Here is a 25,314-nt window from a genome sequence, read left to right on the forward strand (position 1 = left end):
GTGAAACGTATCATGAATCGAATCAATTATTCTAAAAAATAGAACATAGACATTTGAATAAAAATCGCTTAATCCATTACGGAGCGGAGGACCCATTATTTACGCACATATTGTGCTCTGGGGTGAATCCTTAAAAAGGTAGGGTTACTCTTAAAACCCGAACCCGACAGCTAACTTCGCAAGCGTTTTGAGGGGGAAGAGTGTGAAAAAACACAGGAGCCTTCCTGTGTTTTTTTGCGCTTTTTTTAAGAAAAAGATGTAATTTTTTAGAAAAAGTATAAGCTAAGAGAACACACAGCAGTTGAAGAAAGGAATAAATACATTATGAAAAAACAGTTTGCTGTATTGGGATTAGGTCGTTTTGGAGGAAGTTTGGTTGAAGAGTTTGCTAATCTGGATGTGGATGTGCTCGCTATTGACCGCAATCAGGAGGTAGTAAAGAAATATAGCAACTCAGCTACATATGTTGTGCAGGCGAACGCAATTGATGAAGCTAGCTTAAAAGGGCTAGGTATCCGCAATGTTGATCATGCTCTTATTTCGTTTGGGGATGATATCGAAGCAAGCGTGCTGGCAACAATGCTTTTAAAAGATATGGGCGTTAAGCAAGTATGGGTAAAAGCGGTGAATATGTATCATCAAAAAGTGCTGGAGAAAATAGGAGCGGACAAAGTCATTCACCCTGAGCGCGACATTGCTAAGCGGATTGCTCATCACGTGGTGTCAGAAAAAATCATTGATTACATTGAACTGTCAAAGGATTATAGTATTGTCGAAATTGTCGCCTCTAAGAAACTTCATAATAAAACGCTGTTTGATTTAAATATCCGTGCCAAGTACGGCTGCAATATTATCGGCTTTCAGCGAAAAGACGGGGAAATGGTGATTTCGCCTACCGCGCATGAAATAATTGAACAAGGAGATATGCTTATTGTCATCGGACATAATCGCGATTTGAACCGTTTTGAAGAAGAAGGAGTTTAACTTATGAAAAAACAAATCATTAAACTCACCCCTCCGCAGCTGCTTGTCTCCATTTTTGGCGGAGGAATTATTATCGGTGCTCTTCTATTGATGATGCCTTTTTCTGCCACCGAGCCAATTCGGTGGGTAGACGCCCTTTTTACGTCTACTTCCGCTATGACAGTAACCGGTTTAGCCGTCGTAGATACAGGCACGCGTTTTACCGTCATCGGTCAAACGATTATTATGCTGTTAATTCAAATAGGCGGTCTTGGCATTATGTCATTTGCCGTGCTGATTTTTATGATGCTAGGTAAAAAAATTGGATTTAAAGAGCGTATGCTCGTTCAGCAGGCATTAAATCAGACGAGCGTCGGTGGAGTTGTGCTGCTAGTTAAAAGGTTATTCATCTTTTCATTTTTAATTGAGTTTGCTGCACTTATTTTTTTAGCGATACGCTGGGTTCCGGAATTCGGATGGTCTAAGGGGCTGTTCTTTAGCTTGTTTCATTCGATTTCGGCTTTTAATAACGCAGGGTTTGGACTACTGTCTGATAACTTAGTTCAGTATGTAGGAGATCCTATTATTAACATAACGATTTCTTTTTTGTTCATTATTGGTGGGTTAGGCTTTACCGTCCTTGCTGATATGTGGGTGAAAAAATCGTATAAAAAACTAACGCTGCATTCAAAAATTATGATTATCAGCACGTTCGCCATTAACGTGATTGCCATGCTTTTTATTTTTTTCTTAGAGTACGGCAATTCGCATACGCTCGGAAATTTATCATTAGGAGACAAAGTATGGGCTTCTTATTTTCAAGCGGTAACAACAAGAACCGCTGGCTTTAATACGATTGATTTAGCTCACCTGCATGACGCAACGGTCTTTTTAATGGTTTTGTTAATGTTCATTGGTGCAGGAAGTGCGTCAACAGGAGGCGGTATCAAACTCACGACGTTTGTGGTGATTGTCTTTTCTGTATGGGCATTTTTACGAAGCAGGGAAGATATTGTGCTGCTAAAGAGACGTCTTCTTCCTCTTCATGTGTTTAAGGCCCTAGCCATTACGATGATTTCAATTATATTTGTGTTTGGAGCCATCTTCCTGTTGAATATTTCGGAAAACCTGCCGTTTGTAAAAATTATGTTTGAAGTTGTTTCTGCGTTTGGAACAGTAGGTTTATCGATGGGAGCGACTCCTGAACTTTCGTACTTTGGACGCGTGATTATTATCTTTATCATGTTTTTAGGAAAAGTGGGTCCATTAACGCTTGCGTTTTCATTATCTAAGCAAAAGCGTGAAGCCGTTCGTTATCCAAACGAAGATATAATGCTAGGATAGAAAAATCGCCTTCGATGAGGCGATTTTTTTATATTATTTATACGTTCAAGACATATAAGAGGTTACGCACAAAACAGTTGCGATGAATAAAAAGAAGGCAAAGACAAGAACAATGGGCAATTTGGAATGTCGGCGCATTAAAGGTCCCCCTTTTTTATAGTAAAAAAATCTCTTACTATATATAACGAAAGAATCAAAAATATGATTCACTTTTTTGGCGAAATTTGAAGATTTTTCACGTTGAAAAAATCCGCACCCCTGTCCTAAACATTTTGCCAAGCTGTTGCATACACTAAAAGCAGATAACAGGAAGTGAGGGATGGTACGTGGGAAAACAAAATTTTGCGTTAATCGTTGTGTTATTTGTTTTACTTGTTATTGTAGGTGCGTCTTGCTTTCGCTTTTAAACGTTAACTTTATTTGCGCATAGCCCCCGTCAAAAAGGGCATACTAGGCGGAAGTAAAAACCAAAAATTTCTTCAATATTGCCGAACAATGAGTTCCTCTACTCATTCATCTAATCGGTATGTAGCCATGCGAAAGCATGGTTTTTTTTTGAAATAGGAGAGGACGAATGATGTTCATCCTCTCTAGAAATTAGTAGTAGCAAGAACACCCTACGATTACTAATAGAATAAATAAAACAACGATAAATGAAAAACCAAAACCGCCTTTTGCGCCCATATGTGTAACCTCCTTTAATAAAAGTCTCTATATCCTATGTACTAATTGGGTTAAGTGATTGAGAAATTTGCCTATTTTTTAAGGGTAACGTTTTTTGTGAAGAATGAAGAACACTTACTTTTTTCATTTGTGCAGAAATCCTTTATGATAAAGAGGAAAAGGAGGACAAACAGGTGGGAATACATGCACAATACGTCATGAATCAGCTAGAAGAGGGAAAGTGGAAAGAGATCAAACGCGAAATTCAACAAGAAATGAAGAAAAAACCTCAAGCGTCTGATTTGTACTGTTACTTAGCGGTTTGTTTAGCAAAGCAAATCGAAGAATCCATTATTTTTGAAAAAATGGTATTGAACTTAGAAATGGACAGAGCTCTTCATCAGGCATTAACATTAAATCCATCTTCAAGCTTGGCGCACTTCGTTCGAGGAATAAAATACCGGGAAACTCCGCTTATGTTTGGAGGTAATTACGAAAAATCGCTGTTTTACTTGCAGCAGGCAAAAGATCTTGGTTTTGAAGGGGTTATGCTGCCGCTCGAACTCGCCAAAACCTATATTCAATTAAAAGAAATGGAAAAAGCGAAAGAACAAATCGCTTATGCCCGGAAAATCAATCCTACTCACGCGGATATTAAAAAAGTCGAAAACATGCTGCAAACAGGACGGTGAATCAAAAGTCCTGTTTTATTTTTGGTTTTCAGAAAACATATGCTGATTTTCATAAAGAATTGCTTTTTATATAACAATAAGAATATTTATAGAAATTTTAAGAAGTGCATGTAAGTCCAACGACTTCTTAACTGCTAGATTTTCTACATTATTAGAGCGTTCAGTCTACATAATTCCAAAAATAGTAAGAAACTATCAGCCTATGGATAAATTGTTAGAAAATATAGATAATTGTAAATGAATAGAGAGAAAAGTTAAACATGCGATTAACTAAAAAAGCAAAGGTATGATTTACTTTGCTTTTTATTTATACACATATGTAAAAAATATCATAATAAACCAATTTATTCTTTGGGGAATCCATCGTCTCAGGCGATGTGAAATAATGTATTTGAAGGAGGAGACCCAGATGAAGGTTATGAAGATGTTGGCTATTGCGTTATTTAGTCTATGTTTAGTTGTCACACCAGCTGCTGCTGAAGTTCCGGGTGTCGACCATTCAATGAAACGGGGTGCTACACAAGGAATTGTAGCGGCATCTCACCCGCTGGCTGCTGAAGCGGGGAGGAAAGTTTTAGCTGAAGGCGGAAACGCTGTAGATGCGGCAGCTGCCATTCAATTATCTCTAAACGTTGTGGAACCGATGATGTCAGGTATAGGCGGCGGCGGCTTTATGATGATTTATGAAAAAAAGAAAGATAAAATTACGATGTTAGACAGCCGTGAAATGGCACCAGCTGATGTCACGCCTAAGCTGTTTTTAGATTCAAAAGGAAAAGTCATCCCTTTCAGTAAGCGTCACATAACAGGAAAAGCAGTTGGAGTTCCTGGTACGCTAAAAGGAGTAGAAACAGCCCTTAAAGATTATGGAACAATGGACTTATCAGATGTTATTAAACCAGCTATTACTCAAGCAGAACAAGGAATCAAAGTAAATTGGTCGATGGCTCAGTACATTGATGAAAATGCGGACAAGCTTGAAAGATACCAAACGGCCGGTAATGTATTCGTGCCGAATGGCAAGCCGTTAAAAGAAGGAGATAAGCTTGTTCAGCCGGATCTTGCTAAAACATTAAAGCTTATTCAAAAAGAAGGATCAGACGCTCTTTATAAAGGAGAAATTGGAAAAGCGCTTGTTAAAGAAGTTCAAAAACGCGATGGAAGCATGACCATGGATGATTTGAAAAATTACGTTGTAAAAGAACGTGAGCCGGTCAAAACAACTTACCGAGGCTACGATGTGGTTAGTGCGGCTCCTCCTAGCTCCGGCGGATTAACCGTGCAGCAGATTTTAAAGCTAATGGAAGGTTATGATGTAGAAAAAATGGGTTCCAATACGCCTCAGTATTTGCAGCATTTAACGGAAGCGATGCACTTAGCTTTCGCGGACCGCGCGGCGTATATGGCAGATGAAGACTTTTACGAAGTGCCGAAAAAAGGACTGTTAGATGAAGATTATATTAAAGAACGTCGTAAATTAATTAATCCAAACAAAGCAACGCCTAATGTCAAAGAAGGAGACCCTTGGAAATATGAAGGAAAAGAAAATCCAAATAAAGCAACAGTAAAGGAAGAAAATCCAATCGGCCAAACGACTCATTTCTCTGTTGTAGACAAATGGGGAAATATGGTTTCTTACACGACTACCATTGAACAAGTTTTTGGTTCAGGAATTATGGTTCCTGACTACGGATTTATGCTCAACAATGAAATGACGGATTTTGATGCCACTCCGGGAGGCGTGAACCAGGTTGAGCCTAAAAAACGTCCTCGAAGCAGCATGTCTCCAACGATGCTGTTAAAAGACGGAAAGCCGTTCATGGCAATTGGCTCACCGGGAGGCCCAACCATTATTGCGTCTGTAGCAGAAACGATTATGAATGTTATTGACCATAAGATGCCGATTCAAAAAGCGATTTTAACACCTCGTATTTATTCAAGCGGCTATCCAACCGTAAGATGGGAGCCTGGTTTTAGCCAAGATACAATTCTTGAAATGATGGCTAAAGGACATGCGTTTGAAGAAAAGCCTGAGCATATTGGAAACGTTCAAGCGGTTATCTATGACTATGAAACGGGGAAAATGTACGGAGGCGCTGATAATACGCGCCAAGGCACGGTATTAGGAGTAGACGCAATTAAATATGTATCCAAACAGCCAAAACCAATTAAAGAAGAGAAAAAAGGAGAGTTTACGGTTGAAGTCAACCGTGCCGTTTATCCATTTACTGATAAGCAAGTGAAGCTGATTGATGGAAAGCCTTACGTTCAATCGGATCGCCTGCTGTTAGGCTTAGGCGTCATTGATTCGAGTGATTTAAAGCTGTATAAGCCAAATCACCACTCCTATTTATCGGTTATCAAAGTAGCCAAATCACTTGGCTACAAAGTGAAATGGGATGAAGAAAAGAAAGTAGTCTCATTAGAAAAAGATCCTGGTGAAGATGATAGCGGCGATGATGAAGATGGAGACATTATTACAAATTAAAAAAGGCGCTGGGATAAAAGTAGTTTAGTTGAATAAAAATCCGAACGAGGAATCCTACTCGTTCGGATTTTTTTATTGCTATGGTGACTATAGTTTTCGTCGATGCAGCGGCTTCTAGCTGTTGAATGAATTTTGTTATGTCTCACTCTTTTTTTATGAAAGCAAATAAAATTGGCGATTTTAAGCCAAATGACAAAAAAGTTTGCATGGTTTGCCAAAAAGTTGTAGAAATCGACAGTTTTTTTGGCATATATAAGAAAACCCGTGATAAAAAGACTGATAGAATGCTACAAACAAAGTTGGCATCATTTTTGCATAAGAAATAGATGAGGGGCTGTATCAATGAAAAAAATACATAGTTAAATAAACGCCTATGTTTACTTCACACAGAATAAAATGCAACGGAGGTATAGAAAATGAAAAAAGAAATTTCAATTATCGGTGTACCAATGGATTACGGGCAAACAAGAAGGGGCGTAGATATGGGGCCGAGCGCAATCCGCTATGCGGGCATGAATACACGCTTAGAAGCTCTTGGCTATACCGTACACGATGAAGGCGATATTAAAGTAGAGATTAAAGAACGGGCAGACGTGGATAAAAATACGAATCTAAAAAACTTAGCGGCCGTAGCGAGTGGCAATGAACAGCTTGCTGCAAGAGTTGAAGAAGTGAAGAAGCAAGACCGCTTTCCATTAATATTAGGCGGAGACCACAGCATTGCGATTGGAACGCTTGCAGGAGTCGCGAAAGGTTCAGAAAATTTAGGCGTTATTTGGTATGATGCTCATGGCGATTTAAACACCGCTGAAACCTCTCCATCAGGCAACATTCACGGCATGCCGCTAGCGGTGAGCCTGGGTATTGGACATCCTGTGCTTTTAAATATTGGAGGATATACGCCAAAAATTAAACCTGAAAATCTAGTTATTATCGGTGCTCGCTCGTTGGATGATGGTGAAAAAGAGTTAATTAAAGAAAAAGGAATTAAAGTGTATACCATGCATGAAATTGATCGTTTAGGTATGACGCAAGTGATGAAAGAAACGATTGATTATTTAAGCGGTACAGACGGCGTGCACCTGTCGCTAGACTTAGACGGCTTAGATCCAGATGATGCACCAGGCGTAGGTACACCTGTAAAAGGCGGCATCAGCTACCGAGAAAGTCATTTAGCAATGGAAATGTTAGCGGAAGCAGACATGGTCACATCCGCTGAATTTGTAGAAGTGAACCCCATTTTAGATCAGCATAACAAAACTGCAGAAGTAGCGGTTGCGTTAATGAGTTCATTGTTTGGCGATAAGCTTTTATAGGAAAAAGCTACTTATAGGTATTGTATGGAGAAAATCTGTTATGATCCAAGAAACGGTCATGCAGGACTAAGCGGCTGCCATCCTCGCTACGGGGCTGGCGCCATTTGAAAATCATCCGGCATCAATCGACTTCAGTCATGAAGAGCTACTTAATAAGCGGATATAAAAACAAAATAAACCTAAAAAAATGAAAGCGATTTCATTTTTATGCAGCAAAGGGAGGAAATGGGATGAATATTCCACAGGGGCAGCCAGGAGAATTAAAAAGAACGATGAAAACAAGGCATCTTTTTATGATATCACTAGGGGGATGTATTGGTACCGGTTTTTTCCTTGGGTCAGGTTATACCATCAATGAAGCAGGTCCGATGGGAGCAATGATTTCCTACTTAGTAGGAGGGATCATTATGTATCTAACGATGCTGTGTCTTGGAGAATTATCCGTTGCTATGCCAGTTGCAGGATCGTTTCAAACGTACTCCACGAAATTTATAGGCCCTGCAACTGGTTTTGCGATTGGATGGCTGTACTGGCTAGGATGGGCAGTAACGGTTGCACTTGAGTTTTTAGCTGCCGGACAATTAATGCAAAGATGGTTCCCAGACTCGCCCGTTTGGTTATGGTGCGCCATTTTTGGAGCGTTAATTTTTTCATTAAATGCACTTTCAGCTAAAGCATTTGGTGAAACAGAATTTTGGTTTTCAAGCGTTAAAATTTTCGCCATCATTATGTTTATTGTTGTAGGCGGAGCGGCAATGTTTGGACTCATTGATATGAAAAGCGGACAGGAAGCACCGCTTTTATCAAACTTCTTTGCCGAAGGGCTGTTTCCAAATGGCGTAACGGCTTTGCTGATTACGATGATTACGGTGAACTTTTCGTTTCAAGGAACAGAATTGATTGGAATTGCGGCAGGAGAAAGTGAAAATCCGGAAAAAACAATTCCAAAAGCGATCAAGCAAACGGTTTGGCGTACGCTTTTCTTTTTCGTCTTATCCGTGTTTGTCCTAGCAAGCATGATTCCTCGTGAAAAAGCAGGCGTCGTAGAAAGCCCGTTTGTTGTTGTGTTAGACAGTGTAGGTGTACCTTATGCGGCGGATATTATGAACTTTATCATTTTAACAGCTCTTCTTTCAGTCGCAAACTCTGGATTTTACGCGGCTACACGTATGCTTTATTCTCTTTCAAGAGAAGGAATGGCAAGTCCTGCGCTTGGAAAAGTCAACAAAAGAGGGGTTCCGTTTAATGCACTATTAATTACGCTTGTGATTTCATGTTTTTCGCTGCTTTCAAGCGTAGTGGCAGCTAAAACCGTTTTCGTATGGCTGATTTCACTCGCTGGACTTGGCGCTCAAATTGGCTGGATTGCGATTACAGCTTCACTGCTTGCGTTCCGTCGTGCTTACGTGGCTAAAGGTGGAAAAGTAGAAGATCTAAAATTTAGAACACCCCTTTATCCGGTTCTTCCTATCGTAGCGCTTATTACGAACTGTATCGTTATGATCAGTCTTGCGTTTGATCCCGAGCAGCGAATGGCGTTATACTGCGGAGGTATCTTCTTTATAGGCTGCTATGTTTATTATTATTTGAAAATTCGAAAACAAAATCAGTCAAAACAAGAACAAGAAGTTCAGCTTGCGGAAAATAAACGAATGATTATTTAACAAAAAACCCGGAAAATCGTAATTTTCCGGGTTTTTTTATGTACTCGTCTTTAGCTATCTAGTGTTGTCTCTTCATTTTTACGGAGGCGAAGTCTCCATAGCATGATAAGGGCAACCAGTGTAAGAACAATACCGCTGCCGAGCAGGATATGACTCACTGTTTTATCCTGCTTTTTTTGGCCTTGTTCAAAATATTTCTTGTACATCGCCACCGCAGCTTTATTTTGCTTGTATTTTTTTGGAACGCTCATTTCTTTTCCTAGTTTCCAGCCGTCTTTATAAGCTTTTTGCTGTAAAGATTTCACATCTTTATTCGAATAAAAACCTGCTTTGTACCATTTTACTAGTTCAGGCTTGTCTTGAAGACTTTTAGGCGCTCTATAGGTCTGATAAGTGAAAGCTGAGTCGTATCCGTCTGCTTTTACGTCTTTTTGTTTTTGTTTCTGTCCTTTTTCGTATCCTTGTTCAAAGGCTGTTTGCAATTCGCCCTCTGCTTCTGCAGGTACTTCTAATGAAAGGTCGTGATAGCCTTGTACGTAGCCCTGCTTTTCAAACTGCTTTTTTTGCTGATTCAGTACTTCGGCTTGAGCGGTTTCAAAGCCTTCTGTAAAAGCCTGACGTGTGACATCCTCATCATCATACATGCTGGGAACGCTCATTGAGTCATTTTCAAGACCTTGGTCATAGCCTTCTTTTTTTGCTTTAACAGATAGATCCATTAAAGAAATAGCTTTTTTGTAGCCTTGAACATACCCTTTATTCCAGTCGGATGACTTAGAAGGGAAAGGGTCGATTTCTGATTGAATCGTAGCATGTTTGTAATCAAGGATGCCTTGCTGATAGCCTTCCTCTTCGCCGGCAGCCATTTCATTTTCTTGTTCAGTCTTGAGTTCTTCCTCTTTTTGCTGCTGTCCTTTTTTATATCCTACCGTATACCCCATCATAAACCATGTGAATTCTTCAGAAGATTTGTCCAGTCCTGTTGTTTGATCAAACTGCTCGAATTTTTTCTCTGCGTATCCATCTTCTTCTCCGAGCGAATAGCCTTCTTGATAGAGAGAGTCAAAAATAGCTTTTACATCTTCATTTGTAACGCTTGTTGGCTGATCCAAAACGTCCGAAGAGGAATCAGGAGTAGCATAAGAAGAGACGGGGTCACTTGCAAGAATAAGTAAGCAAGCTGTACTAATAACGGCTAATTTTTTTTTCATCATTTCTTCACCTTTTAGTTCAAAGTTAATATTTATTTTGTAGTTTAAGCGTACAGCTTTCCATGGAGAAAGGCGTGTAAAAGTTTCTCCAATTATGAAAATTATAACATTTAAATGGAAAGGAGAATAGGTGGTAAAAAGGAGAAATATGTGTTTTTTACGGAGTTTTATTTTTGTTGCTGTTTTGCTTTTTTTACTTTAAATGAGCGGTAAAATACTTCAACTGCAAAACAGAACAAAAGGAAAAAAAGGACAAATAGTTCAGCAAACTCTATAACACGAAACGGACTGTAGGGATTTTGCAAGGCCATGGAAAAACTAAATCCTTGCATCATATCCACACCGATAGAAAATCCCATTAAGCATCCTAACAGCAAAGCTGATATCCAAACGATTTTCATATGTCTCACTCTCCGTTTTTATTTTTTTCTTAAAAACATTCTACCGATAGTTTTTGTTATTTTTTTGGTCTTACGCTTGGATTGCTCTATTAAAAATTGCATACAAAGCATTTATTTGGAAAAAGCTAAAAAACAAAAGCGCTGCAACCATCATAATGGCTGCAGCGAATTCGTCTGCGATTCTCTAATGCAAGTGCAGCTGTTCCCGCTCTTTTTTTACTTGTTCTAGCTCTGAAATCGTAACAAGCTGATATCCTTGTGTATGAAGCTTCTTCATAATTTCAACGGCTGCTTCGGCACTTGTTTGATAAATATCATGCATTAAAATAACTTTCCCGTCTCTGACTTGACTCATGACTGCTTGAACGGAGTGAGGAACGTTTCTATATTTCCAATCTTCAGGATCGATATCCCATAGAGTCACGCCAATATTTCCGATATAACGTCTTACATTTGCGCTCACAGCTCCATAGGGAGGGCGTAGATGCAGTGGTTCATATCCGCTGACTTGTTTAATGAGCGCTTGAGTATCTCCTATTTGGTGTTTGACCTGCACTTCGTTTAAACGAGTGAGCTGAGGGTGATCCCAAGAGTGATTTCCGACTTCGTTGCCTTCTTTCACCATACGTTCGATTGTTTCAGGGTAATATTGAACGCGGCTTCCTAACACAAAAAAGGTAGCGTGCCCGTTCACTTCTTTTAATCCATCTAAAATCACATTTGTAGATGAAGGGCTAGGTCCATCATCAAAGGTCATCGCAACGACTTTTTTAGTTGGATCGATAGGCGCTCCTTGCTGGGGCAGTTCGTTAACGATATGTTTTGGAGGCGTTTCTTTGACTTTATTTTTATTTGCTGCTTCGTCTTTGTAAGCATCGCTCAGCATGTCTTTAAATAAATCTTTTTGGATCGCGATTGTTTTCGTTTTCGTTTGTTCAGCACCTAGCTGATAAGGCTTGAAATAAATCACAATACTGTTTTCAAGCAGCGCAAACTGACTGAAATTTTGATCAGCTGCCTGAGTTCCTTTTTGAAGGTCCGGGTCAAAATCAGCTTTTTTCATTTGTTTTTTTAATTCAGCATATGAAATAGCCGAAAGGCGATCTAAATAGTTTGCATCCTCGTTAAATAAATTCTTTAACGTTATTTGTTTTTGAGCAGGCAGGTCAAATGTAAAAGTTTTGAGAGAAGACGTTCCTTTCTCTCCATTTACAGATTCATATTCATCAAAGACAACGCTTAGCGTTTGCTTGCTGTAATGGACGATTTTATATGTAATCGTTAATTCAGATTTTTTCTTTTTTGACTGCTTCTTCAGCTTTTTTTCATAGTGTGCCACTTGATCTGTTACGTAAGCGTGAATGGATTGATCGATTTCTTTTTTACCAAAGGAAGGGTAACTAATGGCATAGCCTCCGTCGGTAAGGTCCTTAACTAGCGTTTGAATTTCAACGTTTGGATAGGTTTGATCTGTTTGAATACTTGCCGTTTTTTTCTCTGTACTGTTTGCTTTGACGATATACCCTGCTGTACCAAGAAACAAAATACAGCATCCAAGCATTGTCAAAATACGTTTGTAGCCCATGGTTTTCATGTAGTAATATTCCCCTTTTTGTATATATCTACCTAATAGACGCATGAGACCATCATTTAGTTTTACTTTTTTGAAAAAAACCAAACTATTTTTCTACTCATTCCGTCTACCTTATAGATGTACTTCAGCAAGAAAAAATAGAAGGGGTATGAAAGACAATGAAAAAACATGATGCACATCAGATGCTCGTAGCGTGCATAACCGAGCATAAAGCGGATTTTTACCGGCTTGCTTTTAGCTACGTGAAAAATCAAGAAGATGCGCTTGATATAGTGCAAGAATCGATTAAAAAAGCACTCATTTCAATGGACAGTATCAAGGATATTCAATCGATTAAAAGCTGGCTTTATAAAATTGTTGTACGAACAGCAATCGATTTCCTGCGTAAGCATAAACGTTTAACGCTTGTGAACGATGAAGCGCTTGAGTATCTGAGCAGCGGACGTGAAGATCAGTATGAAGATATCGATTTAAAACAAGCAATGGATCAGCTGCCGGTTAAATATAAGACCATTATTATTCTGCGGTTTTTCGAAGATTTAAAAATGGACGAAATTGCGGAAATTATTGAGGAAAATGTAAATACGGTAAAGACAAGACTCTACAGAGCGTTGAACCTGTTGCGGATTACGATGACGGAGGAGGACTTAGAACAATGAATGAAAAAATAGAAAAGTTAAAGAAGCAGTATCATGACATTCCTATTCCAGACGAATTAGATGATGTTGTTGCAAAGGCACTTTCTTCACACCCTCGTAAAAAGAAATTCTACATTTGGCCGAGCGCGATTGCGGCAGCAGCGATGATTTTTATCACAACGGTGAATGCAAGTCCAGATGCGGCAAATGCAATGGCGAAAATCCCTGTACTTGGAAAAGTAGTAGAAGTGATCACATTTGATGAACTAAAGCAAGAAGAAAAGCATTCTCGTATTGACGTGAAAACACCATCAATTTCAGGCTTGGAAAACAAAAGTCTTCAAACAAGCTTGAATGAAAAGTATATAAAAGAAAATGAGAAGCTGTATGAACAGTTTAAAAAAGAGATGAAAACATTAGAAAAAGGAGAGAAAGGAAACGTGGCTGTCAGCAGCGGCTATAGTATTATGACGGATACCGATGATTTGCTTGTGGTTCATCGATATGTGGAAGAATCGAGAGCTTCAACGTCGAGCGTCAATCAGTACGACACGATTGATAAAAAACACGAAGTGCTCGTTACGCTTCCAAGTTTGTTCAAAGATAAACGCTATATAAAGGTCATTAGTGAAAATATTAAACAGCAAATGAAAGATCACATGAAGCATGAAGAAGGCAAAATCTACTGGCTGACTGAAGAAGATATGGATCCTTTTAAAGAGATTCCTGAAAATCAAAGCTTCTACATTACAAAAGATCACAAGCTTAGAATTGTATTTGATAAATACAAAGTCGCTCCAGGATATATGGGAAACATTGAGTTTGAAATTCCGACGGGCGTTATTTCAAACCTTCTAGTTGGTAAACGGTATATTCATTAAAAAACAGGCGTGAACGTTCAGCGTTCACGCCTGTTTTTTTACATAAAGAAACGTTTAAATTTATTTTTATGCAAAATAAGTTGAAATATATAAGCAATCATGTATAATATTCTGTATATATTTTCATTCTTTTTATTTATAAAGTCTTAGGGAAAAATGATGTGAACGGTTGCATTTCTAGAGAGGAAGTGAAGAGGTGAAACGCACGTTAAATCAAGATACGATTAAAGATGCCATGCTGTTTAATCAGCTTGTGATGCAAGTAAGCAAAGCTCTTTGGAAGTCTACTGAAAAGGATTGGGAACAGTGGGTTAAGCCGTACGATCTGAGCATTAATGAGCATCACATTTTGGGGATTGCTTATCAGCTGGAAATTGCTTCAATGACCGACATTTCAAAGCTAGGCGTTATGCATTTATCCACAGCTTTTAACTTTGCAAAAAAATTGCACCTGCGGGGCTATCTTACCCTTTCTAAAAATGAGAAAGATAAGCGGAATACATACGTACAGCTCACAGAAGAAGGAAAAAAGATGTTTTTAAAAACGATCGAGGATTATAACCCTCTTGAAAATCCTTTGTTTCAAGGAGCGATGCCGCTGCGAGATGTTTACGGAGAGCTGCCTGACTTTGTAGAGCTGACGGCTCTGATTCGAAGCATATACGGAGAGGATTTTGTCCAGTTTATCGAACGTTCTTCTCAAGAGCCCGCTAGCTTGAAAAAATAAAAAAGCCTTCTTGTGCAAGCTGAGAAGGCTTTTTTGCATATCAACTTTTTTCAGTTAACCGTTCAAGTTCTTCTGAGGAATGTGCCATCTTCTCAATCCGCAGAGATAGCTGCTTCATTACGTCAGCGATTTTATCAAGCTCTTTTTTTGTTAGAACGGTTTGCTGTTTGTTCTCGGTTGTTATGCTAAGGACATTCGTGAAAAAAGAAGTAATATTGTTCATATTGTCAGCCGTATCTTTTGTTAATGTAGCGACTTCTCCGCCTAACGCCGAGACGCTTTCGATTTGTTTTTGAATGTCTCCGATAAAAGTAGAAATATTAGAAATAGATTTCTTCGTTTCTTCTGCAAGTTTTCGTACTTCCTGTGCCACCACTGCAAATCCTTTTCCATGCTCGCCTGCTCGAGCAGACTCAATCGAAGCGTTTAATGCTAATAAATTCGTTTGCTCCGCAATAGAAGTAACAATCGAAACGATTTGATGAATTTGCTGTGATGTATGTTCGAGCGTTTTCATTTTGTTTTGAATGAGCGACGTATTTTTTTGTATGCTTCCAAGCATGTTTTGTTCCTCTTTTAATTTTGCTTGACTCGTAACGGATTCTTTTTCAATGACTTCTGCCAATTGGGAGCTTTTGTTTGCATAAGAAACGACGTCAGAAGACTGATTGTGCATTTGATTCATAAATTTCTTCGTTTCTTCAGATAACGAAGAAAGGATAGATGATGTACGAGAGATTTCTAGCTGAATTTGCTCTTTTTGAGTCTGAAGTCCAGCGCGCTGTTCGTCATATTCAAGCTCATAGGCTTTTAACACAATTTGCTGTTCTAGACTAATAAGCTTTGTCATACTTGCAATAAAAGCAAGACAATCTTCTTTCGATTCCATCGTACGTTCACATACTGAAAGAAGCGACGTAAATAAATTTTGAAATGCGCACAAATACCAGTTTGGCTCAAGTCCAATTTTAACGTGCATCTTGGAGATTTTTTGACGTTTTACCACAAAAGCGTCGTCTATTTGTCCATCAAACATTTCTAAGATGTGCTGTTTTAACGTTTGTTTTAATGCGTGGACACTGCTGTGCTTTTCGATAATCGCAACCAAATGAGCCTGTTCGCCAATAGCTTTGTAAAAATCATTCACGATTTCTTCGATGGCGTTCAGCGCGTGTACTTGAAATCTGGCAATCCGTTCGAGGTCCTCTGCTGTTAAAGAAATCATGTTAATCTGCTTTTTTATCACCGGGTTCGATACATGAAGCTTTACAGTGATGGATTCGACAGTCGCGGCTTCGGCGGGTACGTTGTTTCGTTTAAACCAATTCATGTTTATCACCTTTATTTGCTAGAATAGTTGTGTTTCTCTTCTTCTTATATTTCGGCGTTTTACATCCAAGAGTTGAGGCTGTTTAAGAAGATTGTTATCAAATTGTTATCTTCTATTAATTGAATTGTTATCCGCAGATGGTATGGTTGTACGGTGCTTAAAACATGATTCGGGGAGGAAACGAAATGAAAAAAATGCTATCGGCGCTTCTTGTAGGAGGAGCTTTATTTGCAAGTCCGGCAATGGGACATGCTGCGTTTGGCGACACGGTTTTAAAACAAGGGATGACAAATGAGGATGTTGAACAAGTTAAAACGGTTTTAAAAGATAAAGGATTTTTAAAAGGCGAAGTATCGCGTTATTTTAATTATGAAACAAAAAAAGCGGTTATGGCTTTTCAAGAGAAACATAACCTAGAAGCAGATGGAGTTGTTGGAGAGAATACATACAATGCATTAGGTAAAGGCGGCGTTGTAGAAGGCGAATCAGAAGTGAATACGGATAAAGTAATCAGCAAAGCAAAATCCTTAATGGGTACGCCGTACAAATGGGGCGGCACCACACCTTCGGGATTTGACTGCAGTGGATATCTTCAGTACGTATATAAAGAAAGCGTAGGCGTTGATATTCCAAGAACGATTGAAGATATCTATAAAGCAGGTGAAAATGTAAGTGAACCGCAGGTAGGAGATCTTGTTTTCTTTGAAACGTACAAAGAAGGTCCTTCTCATGCAGGCATTTATCTTGGAGACGGAAAGTTTATTAACGCATCGTCTTCTAAAGGCGTTACAATCAGCGATAAAAATTCAAGCTATTGGAAAGAGCGCTATATAGGAGCAAAGCGTATTGCAGCCAACTGACTCATAATTTAATAAATAAACAAGGCAAAGCTAAAAGGCTTTGTCTTTTTTTTGTTTTCGTTTCAGCAGGACTAGATAACAAAGAATAATTCTATGAAAAATGGGCTAGTTATGTGCATATTTGTATGAAGATAAGACAAAAATTCTGTCACCTTTACGACAGAGCTTGTATATATTGATAAAGTAATCTCTTAGGTTGCGTCAATTGTTGTAGGTAATTTGAAGGGATAACAGTATAAAAAGGAGGAACAAACTTTATGTTTTTTTGTTGTTACCGTCGCTATATAGAAAAGATAAAACACCTGTTGTTTTCAAATCGATTTGCTGAATTTATTCAGGAAAACACAAAAAAAGCAGTAGAAGAAGTCGTTTATTCTGACACGTTTAAAGAATACGTAATAAGTATTATTAAAGAATCTCAAGAATCACCTTTTAAAGAAATTGCCAAGCAGTATATTGGGAAAGAAGTTGTAATTGAAACAACGGCTGGTCCACTAGAAGGTGTTGTGACATTTGTAGGGGATGATTATTTAGAATTAGTAGAGTCTCCAACATCAACGGTGTTACTTCCATTTACAAGCATTGTTACTATTCAAAGCGCTTAAACGAAAGGAGAGAAAAGTATGTTTCAAGATACATTACGAGAAAATGTTGGCTCATTTGTGCAAATTATCACAGCTATCGACGTTATTAATGGAACACTGCTTGCTGTTACGGACGCAGCGGCTGTTGTACGTACATCAAGCTCATATGGTGAGCCCACGGACGTAACCATCCCACTAGTAGCCATCACGTATGTTCGAATTTTTAGCGGAGTTGAGTAGATTGAAAGTATCAGTGATTATTCCAGCCTGTAACGAAGAAGATTCATTATTACCTGTGCTTAACGAAGCCCAAAAAATAAAGCCGTTTGAAATTATTGTTGTAGTAAATGGATCTAGTGATGCAACGAAGGCAATAGCCGAGGATGCAGGCTGCCGCGTCGTTTATTATGAGGAAGCTCTTGGCATTAATATCGGAAGAGCCATTGGGGCTAAAAAAGCAAAAGGAGATATTTTGCTTTTTTTGGACGGAGATATTGCGGTTCCTCACGAGGAACTGATGAAATATACTCAAGCTATAGAAACCGGTCATGATATCGCTTTAAATAATCTTACATGGATTATGAAACGAAAGGTGCGTCCTCATCCTGTTTCTGTTGCAAAATACATGTTGAACTTGTGCTTGCAGCGTGAAGGTTTATCCGTTCAAGCCTTAACAGCTATTCCTCATGCCATTAAAAAAACATCGGCTGCTGAAATTGGATATGAGAACTTAGCTCATCCCGCGCTCGCTCAAACGATTGCTCTTTTAAAAGGAATGTCAATCGTTGCACCGTGTTCTTCAGACGTTATTTATACAAATAAGATTAGAACCACCCACAAAACAATTCCTACCAATTCACCTTTTCCTATTTCTACTAATTATATTATTGGAGATCACATTCAAGCGTTAGCTCATCTTATCGAAGAAAAAGGCATAAGAGGCGGACTAACAGATGGCGATCGAAATCGAGAAGTTGTTTCCGCTTATACACCAAGTGTAAAGCGGAAAGCAGGCGTTAAGTACAGTGCTGTTATTCCAGTAGGTGAAGAAAAAGAAACGATTGCAAACGTTATTAAAGAAGTAAAAAAAGCCGGAGTGGAAGAGATCATCGTGGTTGCCAACGGAGCCGATGAAGTAACGGTTAAGCGAGCGATTGAAGCCGGAGCTACTGTTCTTCATTACAAGCAGCGGCTCGGACACAATGTACCTCGAGCAATTGGTGCAATGTACAGCAGTGGTGAAGTTTGCTTGTTCATAGATGGAGACATTGTTATTTCTGCGGGGAATTTACGTCCGTATTTAGAAGCTGCTGACCAAGGGATTGATGTAGCGCTTAATAATTTAGAGTGTCTGCTTGACGAAGTGCATCCTATTCACTCGGTAAGTGCGGCGAAATATTTTCTTAATCTTGTTTGCAAACGTCCTGATCTAACGATTAATACAACGACGGCTATTCCGCATGCAATTAAACGAGATGTAATGGAGAAAGTGGGCTATGATTCTCTTATTATTCCCCCTTTATTTCAATTGAAAAGTATCATGTACGGCTTTACGGTTCAGCCCGTTCATTTTGTAGATGTGGCGCGAACGAACCGAATTCGAAAAGAGCATATGAAAGTCAAAGGTCTAGCAGCATCAACTCAGCGAATTCTAGGAGATTATGTAGAGGCCATGGCGTACTATATTAGCCAAACTAGCGAAAGAGGCGAATTTCTTCCGGACATACGAAGACATGATCTTTTGTTTGAGGTGTTGAAGAATGAATAAAAAAGTTGCCGTTATTGGTCTAGGGTATGTGGGACTGCCGCTTGCTCTTTTGTTTGCTAAGAAAAACTATACCGTGATTGGACTTGATATTGACGTCCGGAAAATTGAAGCGCTAAAACAAGGGAAAAGCTATATTCAAGATGTACGTAATGATGTGATTCAAAGCCACAAAAACTTTCAAGCATATGAATTGAAAAAAGGTATTTCCGCATTTCAAGCATGTGATTATGTAGTGGTGACCGTGCCAACTCCTATTACAGAGAAACATAATCCAGACTTAGGACCCGTTATTAGCGCATCTACGTTTTTGAAACAACATATGGTAAAAGGACAAACCGTTATTTATGAAAGCTCTACCTATCCAGGCACGCTTGAAGAAGTCGTCTTACCTATTTTAAAGGAGTCTGATTTGCAAGCAGGAGTTGATTTTTATTTAGCTTATTCTCCAGAGCGAGTCGATCCAGCAAACAAGTCGTACGACATTGAGTATATTCCAAAAGTGATTAGCGGCTACAGTAAAGACTGCCTTCATCACGTGCAGACGTTTTATGAAAATATTTTTCAGCAGGTCGTACCTGTTTCTTCTCCAAAAGTAGCGGAAATGTGCAAGCTGTTTGAAAACATTCAGCGCCTTGTCAATATTTCGTTGGTGAATGAAACAAATGAACTGTGCGAGGAATTAGGCATAGATTTTCATGAGGTCTTACAGGCTGCATCTACTAAGCCTTTTGGGTTCACACCGTATTATCCAGGTCCCGGAATTGGAGGACACTGCATACCCGTTGATCCGCTTTATTTTTTATGGAAACTAAAGCAAAATGGATTAACGAGCGAACTTATTGAAGCGGCTCATCATATTAATGAAGAAATGCCAAATAAAGTAATTAGACGTGTTGAAAAGCAGCTCGCAGCAAATGAGAAACGCGTGTTTGTTGTAGGCATGGCGTATAAAAAAGACGTAAATGATATGCGTGAATCGCCGGCGCTGACGGTATGTGAAGGTCTTTTAGCAAAAGGATATGAGCTGACGTATCATGACCCTTACATTGACTCCGCTATATTAAATAAGCAAATGTATTTCTCTGTCCCGCTGACAAAAGAAGAAGTTGAAAAAAACGATGTTGTACTTGTGTTAACCGATCACAGTCAAATCGATTGGTCGATTGTAAAATACGCAAAAAAAGTTGTGGATACAAGAGGTATTTTAAATGAATGAAGCCGCTGAATTGTTCAGTGGTTCTTTTTTTAGGGGGGATATCAATGAAAACTCTTTCTGTCGTTCTGCCCGTTTACAATGAAGAAGAAACGCTAAAAAACGTGCTTAAACAAATTAAAAAAGTGAATGTGCTTGAGATTATTGTGGTCGCAAATGGTTGTACCGATGCTTCAGTGAAAATAGCGAAAGAAGAGGGATGTACGGTAAAAGTAATGGGAAAACGTCTTTCTCCACATGAAGCCAGAATGGAAGGGGCAAAAGCTGCTAAAGGAGATGCTGTCTTATTTGTAGACGGAGATATTATTCTGTCTGCTTCCGAGCTTGAACGTTTTGTGCAGCCGCTGTTATTTAGACATAGCGAAGTTGTGCTAAACAAGTGGGGAAAAACGAAAATGAATGCTTGCAACCGCAGCGAGCTGACGTGGAGTGCGGTTTTACATCATGCGATTGGGAAGTCTCATTATGCCAATGCTTATTTAAAAGCGCCTTACGGGGTGCTGTTAAGCGTTTTGAAGAACTACTGGGAGCTGTCTCCTCTTTCTTTATTTGTGACGTTTTTAACACAGTACCGCGTAAGTATGTCTATGTCGATTGAAACAGAGGGGAAAGGAAGCTTTCGCCCGTTTGATCGCCCGCTGCGCAGCAAAGAGCGAATTCAATCCTATCAGCAGCTTCTTCAAACATACTATACACTTGCGTCAAATCATAAAAGGCGAGTGGATATGCTCGCACAGCCCCTTCCAGTTGTTGAGCACGGCTGGGGGAAATTATCTTCTTTTTATGGAGGCAAACAGCTGTCTGTTATTGTTCCGGTTTGCAACGAAGAACGAACAATCAAACAAGTGATTGCAGAAGCAAGAAAACTTGAGCCATTAGAAATCATTGTCGTCATTAACGGTTCTACTGATCAGTCGGAGGCATATGCCAAAGAACAGGGTGCCAAAACCCTCGTCTACGATGAGCGGTTAGGACATGATTGCGGAAGAGCTGCAGGAGCCCTTGCAGCAACGGGAGATATTCTTCTCTTTATAGACGGGGATTTTGTTCTTTCAGCTCAAGAGTTGTATCCGTTTGTCTCAGCAGTAGCGAGCGGTATTGATGTAGCTTTAAACGTATGTGAAGATGAAGCCAAGCTCACGCATGTTGTGCAGGGGTGGAAGTACGTGTTAAATGAGACGGTAGGAAGAAAGGATTTATTAATGAGCTCGATGACAGCTGTTCCTCATGCCATAAGCAGAGAGTGCCTGCAAAAAATTGGAACCGAATCTCTTGTGATGCCGCCTTTTGCTCAAGTAAAAGCGATAATGGAAGATTTTCATGTGCAGGCTGTTCACCATGTTGATGTAAATAAATTCAACCGGTTTCGATATTCTGAGCACCTGCCATTGAAGAGCCATTCTCCTACAGCAGAACTCATTATTCACGATCATATTTTTGCTTTTCTCTCTTATCTTCAGCGTGACTGAGCAGGGAGTATTGTCTTACTTCCAAAAGAAACGTTTAAAATGAGATAAAGAAATTTGCTGATATCTTGTTTTTCTGTTCTAACCCCTTGAATTTGTTCACAGTTGTAACTAAAATTGTTACATGTGCAGACAAAAGTAAAAAAGGAGGAAAAGAAATGAAAAGCTATCAGCTTGGAACGTTTTTACTTCGTCTTATGTTAGGGCTAACGTTTTTTATTCATGGACTTGGCAAATTCCAAAGCGGTATTGATAATACGGTCGGTTTTTTCCACAGCATGGGCATTCCTGCATTTTTCGCTTATGCGGTTGCGGTTATTGAATTCGTAGGGGGAGCCGCTATGATTCTTGGATTTCAAACGCGTTTAATCGGTGTTCTGTTTGCGATTGTGATGATTGGCGCTATTTTTACAGCGAAAAACGGTGCTGGTTTTACAGGCGGCTATGAGCTTGAGGTTGCCCTTTTTGTCGTTTCGCTTCATATGATTCTAGCGGGAAGCGGCGCGTACGCGTTAGACAACCGATTACAAAAACAAGAAGAACATTATTCTTAAAAAGGTAGGCGCTATGCGCCTACCCTTTTCTGTAAAAAATATCCTTCTATCGATTCATTTTTACTAAAATATACAGCTATCATTTTTAAGGAAATTCGTATATATGGTACTATTTGGTCATAGATGACTACACAGTCATTCTATTTGAACGATACGGGGAGGTTTTAACATGAAAACCGAAAGAGAAAACGGAATTGTCCGTCAAGTGAATACGATTCAAACAAAAGAAGAGCGCTTTAATCCTTTTTCATGGTATGAAGAGATGAGAAACAGCGCGCCTGTGCAATGGGATGAAGAAAGGCAGGTATGGGATGTTTTTCACTATGACGGGGTCAAAGAAGTGCTGGAACAAAAGAATATTTTTTCTTCTGATCGAAGACCTCCACAAAACCAAAGGCAAACTGCTCTAGGAACGAGCCTAATTAATATTGATCCGCCTAAGCATGCTGAAATGAGAGCGCTTGTTAATAAAGCTTTTACGCCTAAAGCAATGAAAGCATGGGAGCCTAAAATTGCGCGTATTACCGCTGAATTATTACAAGAAGTGGAGCATCTTGAAGATATTGATATAGTCGAGCATCTGTCCTATCCGCTTCCGGTTATGGTAATTGCCGATATTTTAGGTGTGCCGATCGAAGATCAGCGCCAGTTTAAAGATTGGTCGGATATTATCGTAGCGGGTCCATCGAATAATGAACGTGAAACGCTCGAAAAACTGCAGCAAGAGAAAATGAAAGCAAACGATGAGTTAGAAACTTACTTTTATCGAATCATTGCAGAAAAACGCACGCAGCCAGGAGATGATATTATTTCCGTACTTCTTCAGGCAAAAGAAGAAGGGAAGCAGCTAACGGATGAAGAAATCGTCGGTTTTTCCATTTTGCTGCTGATTGCAGGAAACGAAACAACCACGAATTTAATCTCAAATACAATTTATTGTTTAATGGAAGATAAAGCTTCGTTTGAACGGCTCAAACGAGAGAAAGAGCTTTTGCCTTCTGCGATTGAAGAAGTTCTTCGCTATCGTTCACCCGTTCAGGCTCTTCACCGAATCGTAAAAGAAGATGTGACTCTTGCCGGTCAGAAACTAAAAGCGGGCGAACACGTCGTTCCATGGATGGGCTCTGCGCATCGAGACGCTCAGTACTTTGAAGACCCGGATGTATTTAAAATCGATCGAAAGCCAAATGTGCACATGGCATTTGGAAGAGGCATTCATTTTTGCTTAGGAGCACCGCTTGCTCGAATAGAAGCAAAAATTATGCTGGCTGAGCTGATTGACCGCTATCCGCAGATGGACTGGAGCCCAGCATTTGAGTTGAAGCCGATTGAAAGCACATTTGTGTACGGGTTAAAAGAATTATTAATTCGTAAACATGTATAAAAAAGCACGCTTTGCGTGCTTTTTACTCTTTTTCTGCTTGAATTCTCGCTTCAGCAATTTTATCCGTATGATCATATCCCCATTTAAACATCAGCTCGATAATAGGGATGAGCGTTTCTCCAAAAGGTGTTAAATAATATTCTACTTTAGGCGGAACTTGTTTATAGACTTCGCGGTGGATGATTCCGTCGCGCTCGAGTTCGCGAAGCTGCAGCGTGAGCATTCGCTGCGTCACGCCGGGAATGAGTCTGCGCAGCTCATTAAAGCGCCGGCGTTCCTTCGATAATTGATACAAAATGACGCTTTTCCATTTGCCTCCGACTACATCAACGGCTGCTTCCACAGGGCAAGAATAGCCGTGAGGCTCCCATTTTGTTAAGTCGTATTTCATAGTGATTACTCCTTTTATCAGTGAGTTCAGCTGCATTTGTGCTGTTTATACTATAGCACGTCTTATTTGATAAAAACATGGAAATGATTCATGGAATTATTGACGGAAAATTAAAAAAGTAATGGAAATAATTATGAGTTTGTTGTATGATGAAACTATGAAAATAACTTTTCTATTAAAAAGCGAATTTTTTTGAAAGCGCTTTATTTATAAAGAACAACAGGGTAAAGGGCGGAGGAACGATGAAAAGATTTATCAAAGTAGAAAAAAGAAATCATGTGGCGGTTGTACGAATGAATCAGTCGATGCTCAATCGTTTGAACAGTGAAGTTATGTATGAACTTCAGGAAACGATGAATGAGCTGCAGCACGATTCGTCGGTTGGATCTATTGTATTTATGGGAGAGTACTACAAAATGAACGGAGATCATAGAACAACCTCTTTCCTGCGTGAAGAAACAGGAAGGCTTTATCAGCCTATTCATGCTGTAGCAGCTCGAGCGATTTTTCAGCGTATTTCATGCAGCTCCAAACAAACAATTGCGCTTCTTACAAACTTTACGTTTGGCGGAGGGTATGAGTTAGCTTTAGCATGCGACGTACGAATTGCGGAAGAACCTGTGCAGCTCAAGTTAACAAATGGCATGACCGTTAGTGCGCAAGAAGCGTGCAACATGGGCAAAGTGCAGCACGTTGTGCAAAAAGGAAAAGGATTAGAATATTCACTTACGCTGAACGCATTAGAAAAGGAAGCTTAAAAAACGCTTTCACTTTATTTTTATAAAGTGAAAGCGTTTTTATTTTATTTTGTTGATAAAAAGGTATTGAAAATTCTGAAAAAAGTAGTAGAATGATAACAAATCTACTTATTTTAAATAAGCAAAGGAGCTGGTATCAATGCCATTCATTTTTAAAGAAGCGGTAGTCGGATTGTTTACAGCGGCAGCAGCAGGTTTACTGGCGTTTCAAGGGGTAGAAGTGGTGTCAGCCATCATTCATCTGCTAACTTTTTGGAAACAGTAATAGCTAATAAGTAGAGGAACGACCTATAAAGATAAGGGGCTTGAGACTTTCTCAGCCCTTTTTGTTGTGGAGTTCATTATTTTTCAGTATACTAACGGTGGAAATTAAGACATAATATGGTTACATAGCAGGGATTTACGAATTCAGTAGGGAAGTATG

The 25,314-nt window shown here is 39.3% G+C and carries 26 protein-coding genes and 1 riboswitch; of the genes, 20 read left to right on the forward strand and 6 right to left on the reverse strand.

The window, feature by feature from the left end; all coding sequences use genetic code 11:
- Positions 1-55 precede the first annotated feature (55 nt).
- Positions 56-200, forward strand: a riboswitch (cyclic di-AMP (ydaO/yuaA leader).
- 124 nt (positions 201-324) lie between these two features.
- The 3 genes from ACOZIR_RS05015 (at position 325) to ACOZIR_RS05025 (ending at position 2,714) form a co-directional block, all read left to right on the forward strand.
- Positions 325-984, forward strand: coding sequence for a potassium channel family protein (locus ACOZIR_RS05015; RefSeq protein WP_028415014.1), 660 nt, complete (start codon positions 325-327; stop codon positions 982-984).
- A 3-nt stretch (positions 985-987) separates the two neighbouring features.
- Positions 988-2,307, forward strand: a complete 1,320-nt coding sequence (locus ACOZIR_RS05020; protein WP_310878504.1) for a TrkH family potassium uptake protein — start codon at positions 988-990, stop codon at positions 2,305-2,307.
- Positions 2,308-2,633: 326 nt separating this feature from the next.
- Positions 2,634-2,714, forward strand: coding sequence for a YjcZ family sporulation protein (locus ACOZIR_RS05025; protein ID WP_272946353.1), 81 nt, complete (start codon positions 2,634-2,636; stop codon positions 2,712-2,714).
- A 190-nt stretch (positions 2,715-2,904) separates the two neighbouring features.
- Here ACOZIR_RS05025 and ACOZIR_RS05030 read toward each other — a convergent pair whose 3' ends face one another.
- Positions 2,905-2,991: a YjcZ family sporulation protein gene (locus tag ACOZIR_RS05030; RefSeq protein WP_016765201.1), complete on the reverse strand. Its 87-nt coding sequence runs from the start codon at positions 2,989-2,991 to the stop codon at positions 2,905-2,907.
- A gap of 173 nt (positions 2,992-3,164) precedes the next feature.
- Here ACOZIR_RS05030 and ACOZIR_RS05035 point away from each other — a divergent pair, with 173 nt between their 5' ends.
- From ACOZIR_RS05035 to ACOZIR_RS05050, 4 genes are all read left to right on the forward strand, one after another.
- On the forward strand, positions 3,165-3,662 hold the full coding sequence (locus ACOZIR_RS05035) for a tetratricopeptide repeat protein (RefSeq protein ID WP_421535521.1): 498 nt from the start codon (positions 3,165-3,167) through the stop codon (positions 3,660-3,662).
- A 409-nt stretch (positions 3,663-4,071) separates the two neighbouring features.
- Positions 4,072-6,150: a gamma-glutamyltransferase gene (gene ggt, locus ACOZIR_RS05040; RefSeq protein ID WP_421535522.1), complete on the forward strand. Its 2,079-nt coding sequence runs from the start codon at positions 4,072-4,074 to the stop codon at positions 6,148-6,150.
- 416 nt (positions 6,151-6,566) lie between these two features.
- Positions 6,567-7,466: an arginase gene (gene rocF, locus ACOZIR_RS05045; RefSeq protein ID WP_045294993.1), complete on the forward strand. Its 900-nt coding sequence runs from the start codon at positions 6,567-6,569 to the stop codon at positions 7,464-7,466.
- 230 nt (positions 7,467-7,696) lie between these two features.
- Positions 7,697-9,130, forward strand: a complete 1,434-nt coding sequence (locus tag ACOZIR_RS05050; RefSeq protein WP_043978423.1) for an amino acid permease — start codon at positions 7,697-7,699, stop codon at positions 9,128-9,130.
- Positions 9,131-9,180: 50 nt separating this feature from the next.
- On the opposite strand, the gene ACOZIR_RS05055 is transcribed toward ACOZIR_RS05050, so the two are convergent.
- The 3 genes from ACOZIR_RS05055 to ACOZIR_RS05065 form a co-directional block, all read right to left on the reverse strand.
- A complete protein-coding gene (locus ACOZIR_RS05055) occupies positions 9,181-10,341 on the reverse strand; it encodes a hypothetical protein (protein WP_310878507.1) in 1,161 nt (386 codons plus the stop codon).
- Positions 10,342-10,508: 167 nt separating this feature from the next.
- A complete protein-coding gene (locus ACOZIR_RS05060) occupies positions 10,509-10,742 on the reverse strand; it encodes a hypothetical protein (RefSeq protein WP_045294989.1) in 234 nt (77 codons plus the stop codon).
- 184 nt (positions 10,743-10,926) lie between these two features.
- Complete coding sequence (locus tag ACOZIR_RS05065; RefSeq protein ID WP_045294987.1) at positions 10,927-12,336, reverse strand: polysaccharide deacetylase family protein; 1,410 nt, start codon at positions 12,334-12,336, stop codon at positions 10,927-10,929.
- Positions 12,337-12,494: 158 nt separating this feature from the next.
- Here ACOZIR_RS05065 and ACOZIR_RS05070 point away from each other — a divergent pair, with 158 nt between their 5' ends.
- The 3 genes from ACOZIR_RS05070 to ACOZIR_RS05080 all read left to right on the forward strand — a co-directional run bounded on the left by ACOZIR_RS05070 (position 12,495) and on the right by ACOZIR_RS05080 (position 14,582).
- Entirely contained in the window at positions 12,495-12,995 is a 501-nt protein-coding gene (locus ACOZIR_RS05070) for an RNA polymerase sigma factor (RefSeq protein ID WP_251445055.1), read from the forward strand.
- Positions 12,992-13,855 carry an RsiV family protein gene (locus tag ACOZIR_RS05075; RefSeq protein WP_045294985.1) on the forward strand — a complete coding sequence of 288 codons (864 nt, stop codon included), beginning with the start codon at positions 12,992-12,994 and terminating at the stop codon, positions 13,853-13,855. Before ACOZIR_RS05070 ends, ACOZIR_RS05075 begins: the two co-directional genes overlap by 4 nt.
- 196 nt (positions 13,856-14,051) lie before the next feature.
- Positions 14,052-14,582, forward strand: coding sequence for an HTH-type transcriptional regulator Hpr (locus tag ACOZIR_RS05080; protein WP_045294984.1), 531 nt, complete (start codon positions 14,052-14,054; stop codon positions 14,580-14,582).
- A 40-nt stretch (positions 14,583-14,622) separates the two neighbouring features.
- On the opposite strand, the gene ACOZIR_RS05085 is transcribed toward ACOZIR_RS05080, so the two are convergent.
- On the reverse strand, positions 14,623-15,912 hold the full coding sequence (locus ACOZIR_RS05085; RefSeq protein ID WP_114896460.1) for a globin-coupled sensor protein: 1,290 nt from the start codon (positions 15,910-15,912) through the stop codon (positions 14,623-14,625).
- Between the two features lie 185 nt (positions 15,913-16,097).
- Here ACOZIR_RS05085 and ACOZIR_RS05090 point away from each other — a divergent pair, with 185 nt between their 5' ends.
- From ACOZIR_RS05090 to ACOZIR_RS05125, 8 genes are all read left to right on the forward strand, one after another.
- Positions 16,098-16,772: an NlpC/P60 family protein gene (locus ACOZIR_RS05090; RefSeq protein WP_045294983.1), complete on the forward strand. Its 675-nt coding sequence runs from the start codon at positions 16,098-16,100 to the stop codon at positions 16,770-16,772.
- 257 nt (positions 16,773-17,029) lie between these two features.
- Positions 17,030-17,377 carry a DUF2642 domain-containing protein gene (locus ACOZIR_RS05095; protein WP_045294981.1) on the forward strand — a complete coding sequence of 116 codons (348 nt, stop codon included), beginning with the start codon at positions 17,030-17,032 and terminating at the stop codon, positions 17,375-17,377.
- Positions 17,378-17,395: 18 nt separating this feature from the next.
- Positions 17,396-17,596 carry a hypothetical protein gene (locus ACOZIR_RS05100; protein WP_013084559.1) on the forward strand — a complete coding sequence of 67 codons (201 nt, stop codon included), beginning with the start codon at positions 17,396-17,398 and terminating at the stop codon, positions 17,594-17,596.
- A 1-nt stretch (position 17,597) separates the two neighbouring features.
- Positions 17,598-19,124: a glycosyltransferase family 2 protein gene (locus ACOZIR_RS05105; protein WP_045294979.1), complete on the forward strand. Its 1,527-nt coding sequence runs from the start codon at positions 17,598-17,600 to the stop codon at positions 19,122-19,124.
- Positions 19,117-20,340: a nucleotide sugar dehydrogenase gene (locus ACOZIR_RS05110; RefSeq protein ID WP_421535523.1), complete on the forward strand. Its 1,224-nt coding sequence runs from the start codon at positions 19,117-19,119 to the stop codon at positions 20,338-20,340. The genes ACOZIR_RS05105 and ACOZIR_RS05110 overlap by 8 nt, the downstream gene beginning before the upstream one ends.
- A gap of 44 nt (positions 20,341-20,384) precedes the next feature.
- A complete protein-coding gene (locus ACOZIR_RS05115; RefSeq protein ID WP_421535524.1) occupies positions 20,385-21,806 on the forward strand; it encodes a glycosyltransferase family 2 protein in 1,422 nt (473 codons plus the stop codon).
- A gap of 155 nt (positions 21,807-21,961) precedes the next feature.
- Positions 21,962-22,357, forward strand: a complete 396-nt coding sequence (locus tag ACOZIR_RS05120) for a DoxX family protein (protein WP_045294974.1) — start codon at positions 21,962-21,964, stop codon at positions 22,355-22,357.
- 169 nt (positions 22,358-22,526) lie between these two features.
- Entirely contained in the window at positions 22,527-23,741 is a 1,215-nt protein-coding gene (locus tag ACOZIR_RS05125; RefSeq protein WP_045294972.1) for a cytochrome P450, read from the forward strand.
- Positions 23,742-23,763: 22 nt separating this feature from the next.
- Here the strand turns inward: ACOZIR_RS05125 and ACOZIR_RS05130 are convergent, their stop codons facing one another.
- On the reverse strand, positions 23,764-24,132 hold the full coding sequence (locus ACOZIR_RS05130; protein WP_013084552.1) for a winged helix-turn-helix transcriptional regulator: 369 nt from the start codon (positions 24,130-24,132) through the stop codon (positions 23,764-23,766).
- 242 nt (positions 24,133-24,374) lie between these two features.
- On the opposite strand from ACOZIR_RS05130, the gene ACOZIR_RS05135 reads away from it, so the two are divergent.
- The gene (locus tag ACOZIR_RS05135) at positions 24,375-24,890 is read left to right on the forward strand and encodes an enoyl-CoA hydratase/isomerase family protein (protein ID WP_045295023.1); all 516 of its coding nucleotides are present in this window, start codon (positions 24,375-24,377) and stop codon (positions 24,888-24,890) included.
- Between the two features lie 139 nt (positions 24,891-25,029).
- Positions 25,030-25,155: a hypothetical protein gene (locus ACOZIR_RS05140; protein WP_016765178.1), complete on the forward strand. Its 126-nt coding sequence runs from the start codon at positions 25,030-25,032 to the stop codon at positions 25,153-25,155.
- Positions 25,156-25,314 lie beyond the last annotated feature (159 nt).

Source organism: Priestia sp. D3YE.R1 (assembly GCF_049199565.1).
In the GTDB taxonomy this organism is placed as follows: Bacteria; Bacillota; Bacilli; order Bacillales; family Bacillaceae_H; genus Priestia; species Priestia aryabhattai.

Bases quoted from the DNA above. Each gene is read 5' to 3' on its own strand.
- ACOZIR_RS05015 (WP_028415014.1), top strand. From the start codon at position 325: ATGAAAAAACAGTTTGCTGTATTGGGATTAGGTCGTTTTGGAGGAAGT.
- ACOZIR_RS05020 (WP_310878504.1), top strand. From the start codon at position 988: ATGAAAAAACAAATCATTAAACTCACCCCTCCGCAGCTGCTTGTCTCC.
- ACOZIR_RS05030 (WP_016765201.1), bottom strand. From the start codon at position 2,991: ATGGGCGCAAAAGGCGGTTTTGGTTTTTCATTTATCGTTGTTTTATTT.
- ggt (WP_421535522.1), top strand. From the start codon at position 4,072: ATGAAGGTTATGAAGATGTTGGCTATTGCGTTATTTAGTCTATGTTTA.
- rocF (WP_045294993.1), top strand. From the start codon at position 6,567: ATGAAAAAAGAAATTTCAATTATCGGTGTACCAATGGATTACGGGCAA.
- ACOZIR_RS05050 (WP_043978423.1), top strand. From the start codon at position 7,697: ATGAATATTCCACAGGGGCAGCCAGGAGAATTAAAAAGAACGATGAAA.
- ACOZIR_RS05055 (WP_310878507.1), bottom strand. From the start codon at position 10,341: ATGAAAAAAAAATTAGCCGTTATTAGTACAGCTTGCTTACTTATTCTT.
- ACOZIR_RS05060 (WP_045294989.1), bottom strand. From the start codon at position 10,742: ATGAAAATCGTTTGGATATCAGCTTTGCTGTTAGGATGCTTAATGGGA.
- ACOZIR_RS05065 (WP_045294987.1), bottom strand. From the start codon at position 12,336: ATGAAAACCATGGGCTACAAACGTATTTTGACAATGCTTGGATGCTGT.
- ACOZIR_RS05070 (WP_251445055.1), top strand. From the start codon at position 12,495: ATGAAAAAACATGATGCACATCAGATGCTCGTAGCGTGCATAACCGAG.
- ACOZIR_RS05075 (WP_045294985.1), top strand. From the start codon at position 12,992: ATGAATGAAAAAATAGAAAAGTTAAAGAAGCAGTATCATGACATTCCT.
- ACOZIR_RS05085 (WP_114896460.1), bottom strand. From the start codon at position 15,912: ATGAATTGGTTTAAACGAAACAACGTACCCGCCGAAGCCGCGACTGTC.
- ACOZIR_RS05090 (WP_045294983.1), top strand. From the start codon at position 16,098: ATGAAAAAAATGCTATCGGCGCTTCTTGTAGGAGGAGCTTTATTTGCA.
- ACOZIR_RS05095 (WP_045294981.1), top strand. From the start codon at position 17,030: ATGTTTTTTTGTTGTTACCGTCGCTATATAGAAAAGATAAAACACCTG.
- ACOZIR_RS05100 (WP_013084559.1), top strand. From the start codon at position 17,396: ATGTTTCAAGATACATTACGAGAAAATGTTGGCTCATTTGTGCAAATT.
- ACOZIR_RS05110 (WP_421535523.1), top strand. From the start codon at position 19,117: ATGAATAAAAAAGTTGCCGTTATTGGTCTAGGGTATGTGGGACTGCCG.
- ACOZIR_RS05115 (WP_421535524.1), top strand. From the start codon at position 20,385: ATGAAAACTCTTTCTGTCGTTCTGCCCGTTTACAATGAAGAAGAAACG.
- ACOZIR_RS05120 (WP_045294974.1), top strand. From the start codon at position 21,962: ATGAAAAGCTATCAGCTTGGAACGTTTTTACTTCGTCTTATGTTAGGG.
- ACOZIR_RS05125 (WP_045294972.1), top strand. From the start codon at position 22,527: ATGAAAACCGAAAGAGAAAACGGAATTGTCCGTCAAGTGAATACGATT.
- ACOZIR_RS05130 (WP_013084552.1), bottom strand. From the start codon at position 24,132: ATGAAATACGACTTAACAAAATGGGAGCCTCACGGCTATTCTTGCCCT.
- ACOZIR_RS05135 (WP_045295023.1), top strand. From the start codon at position 24,375: ATGAAAAGATTTATCAAAGTAGAAAAAAGAAATCATGTGGCGGTTGTA.
- ACOZIR_RS05140 (WP_016765178.1), top strand. From the start codon at position 25,030: ATGCCATTCATTTTTAAAGAAGCGGTAGTCGGATTGTTTACAGCGGCA.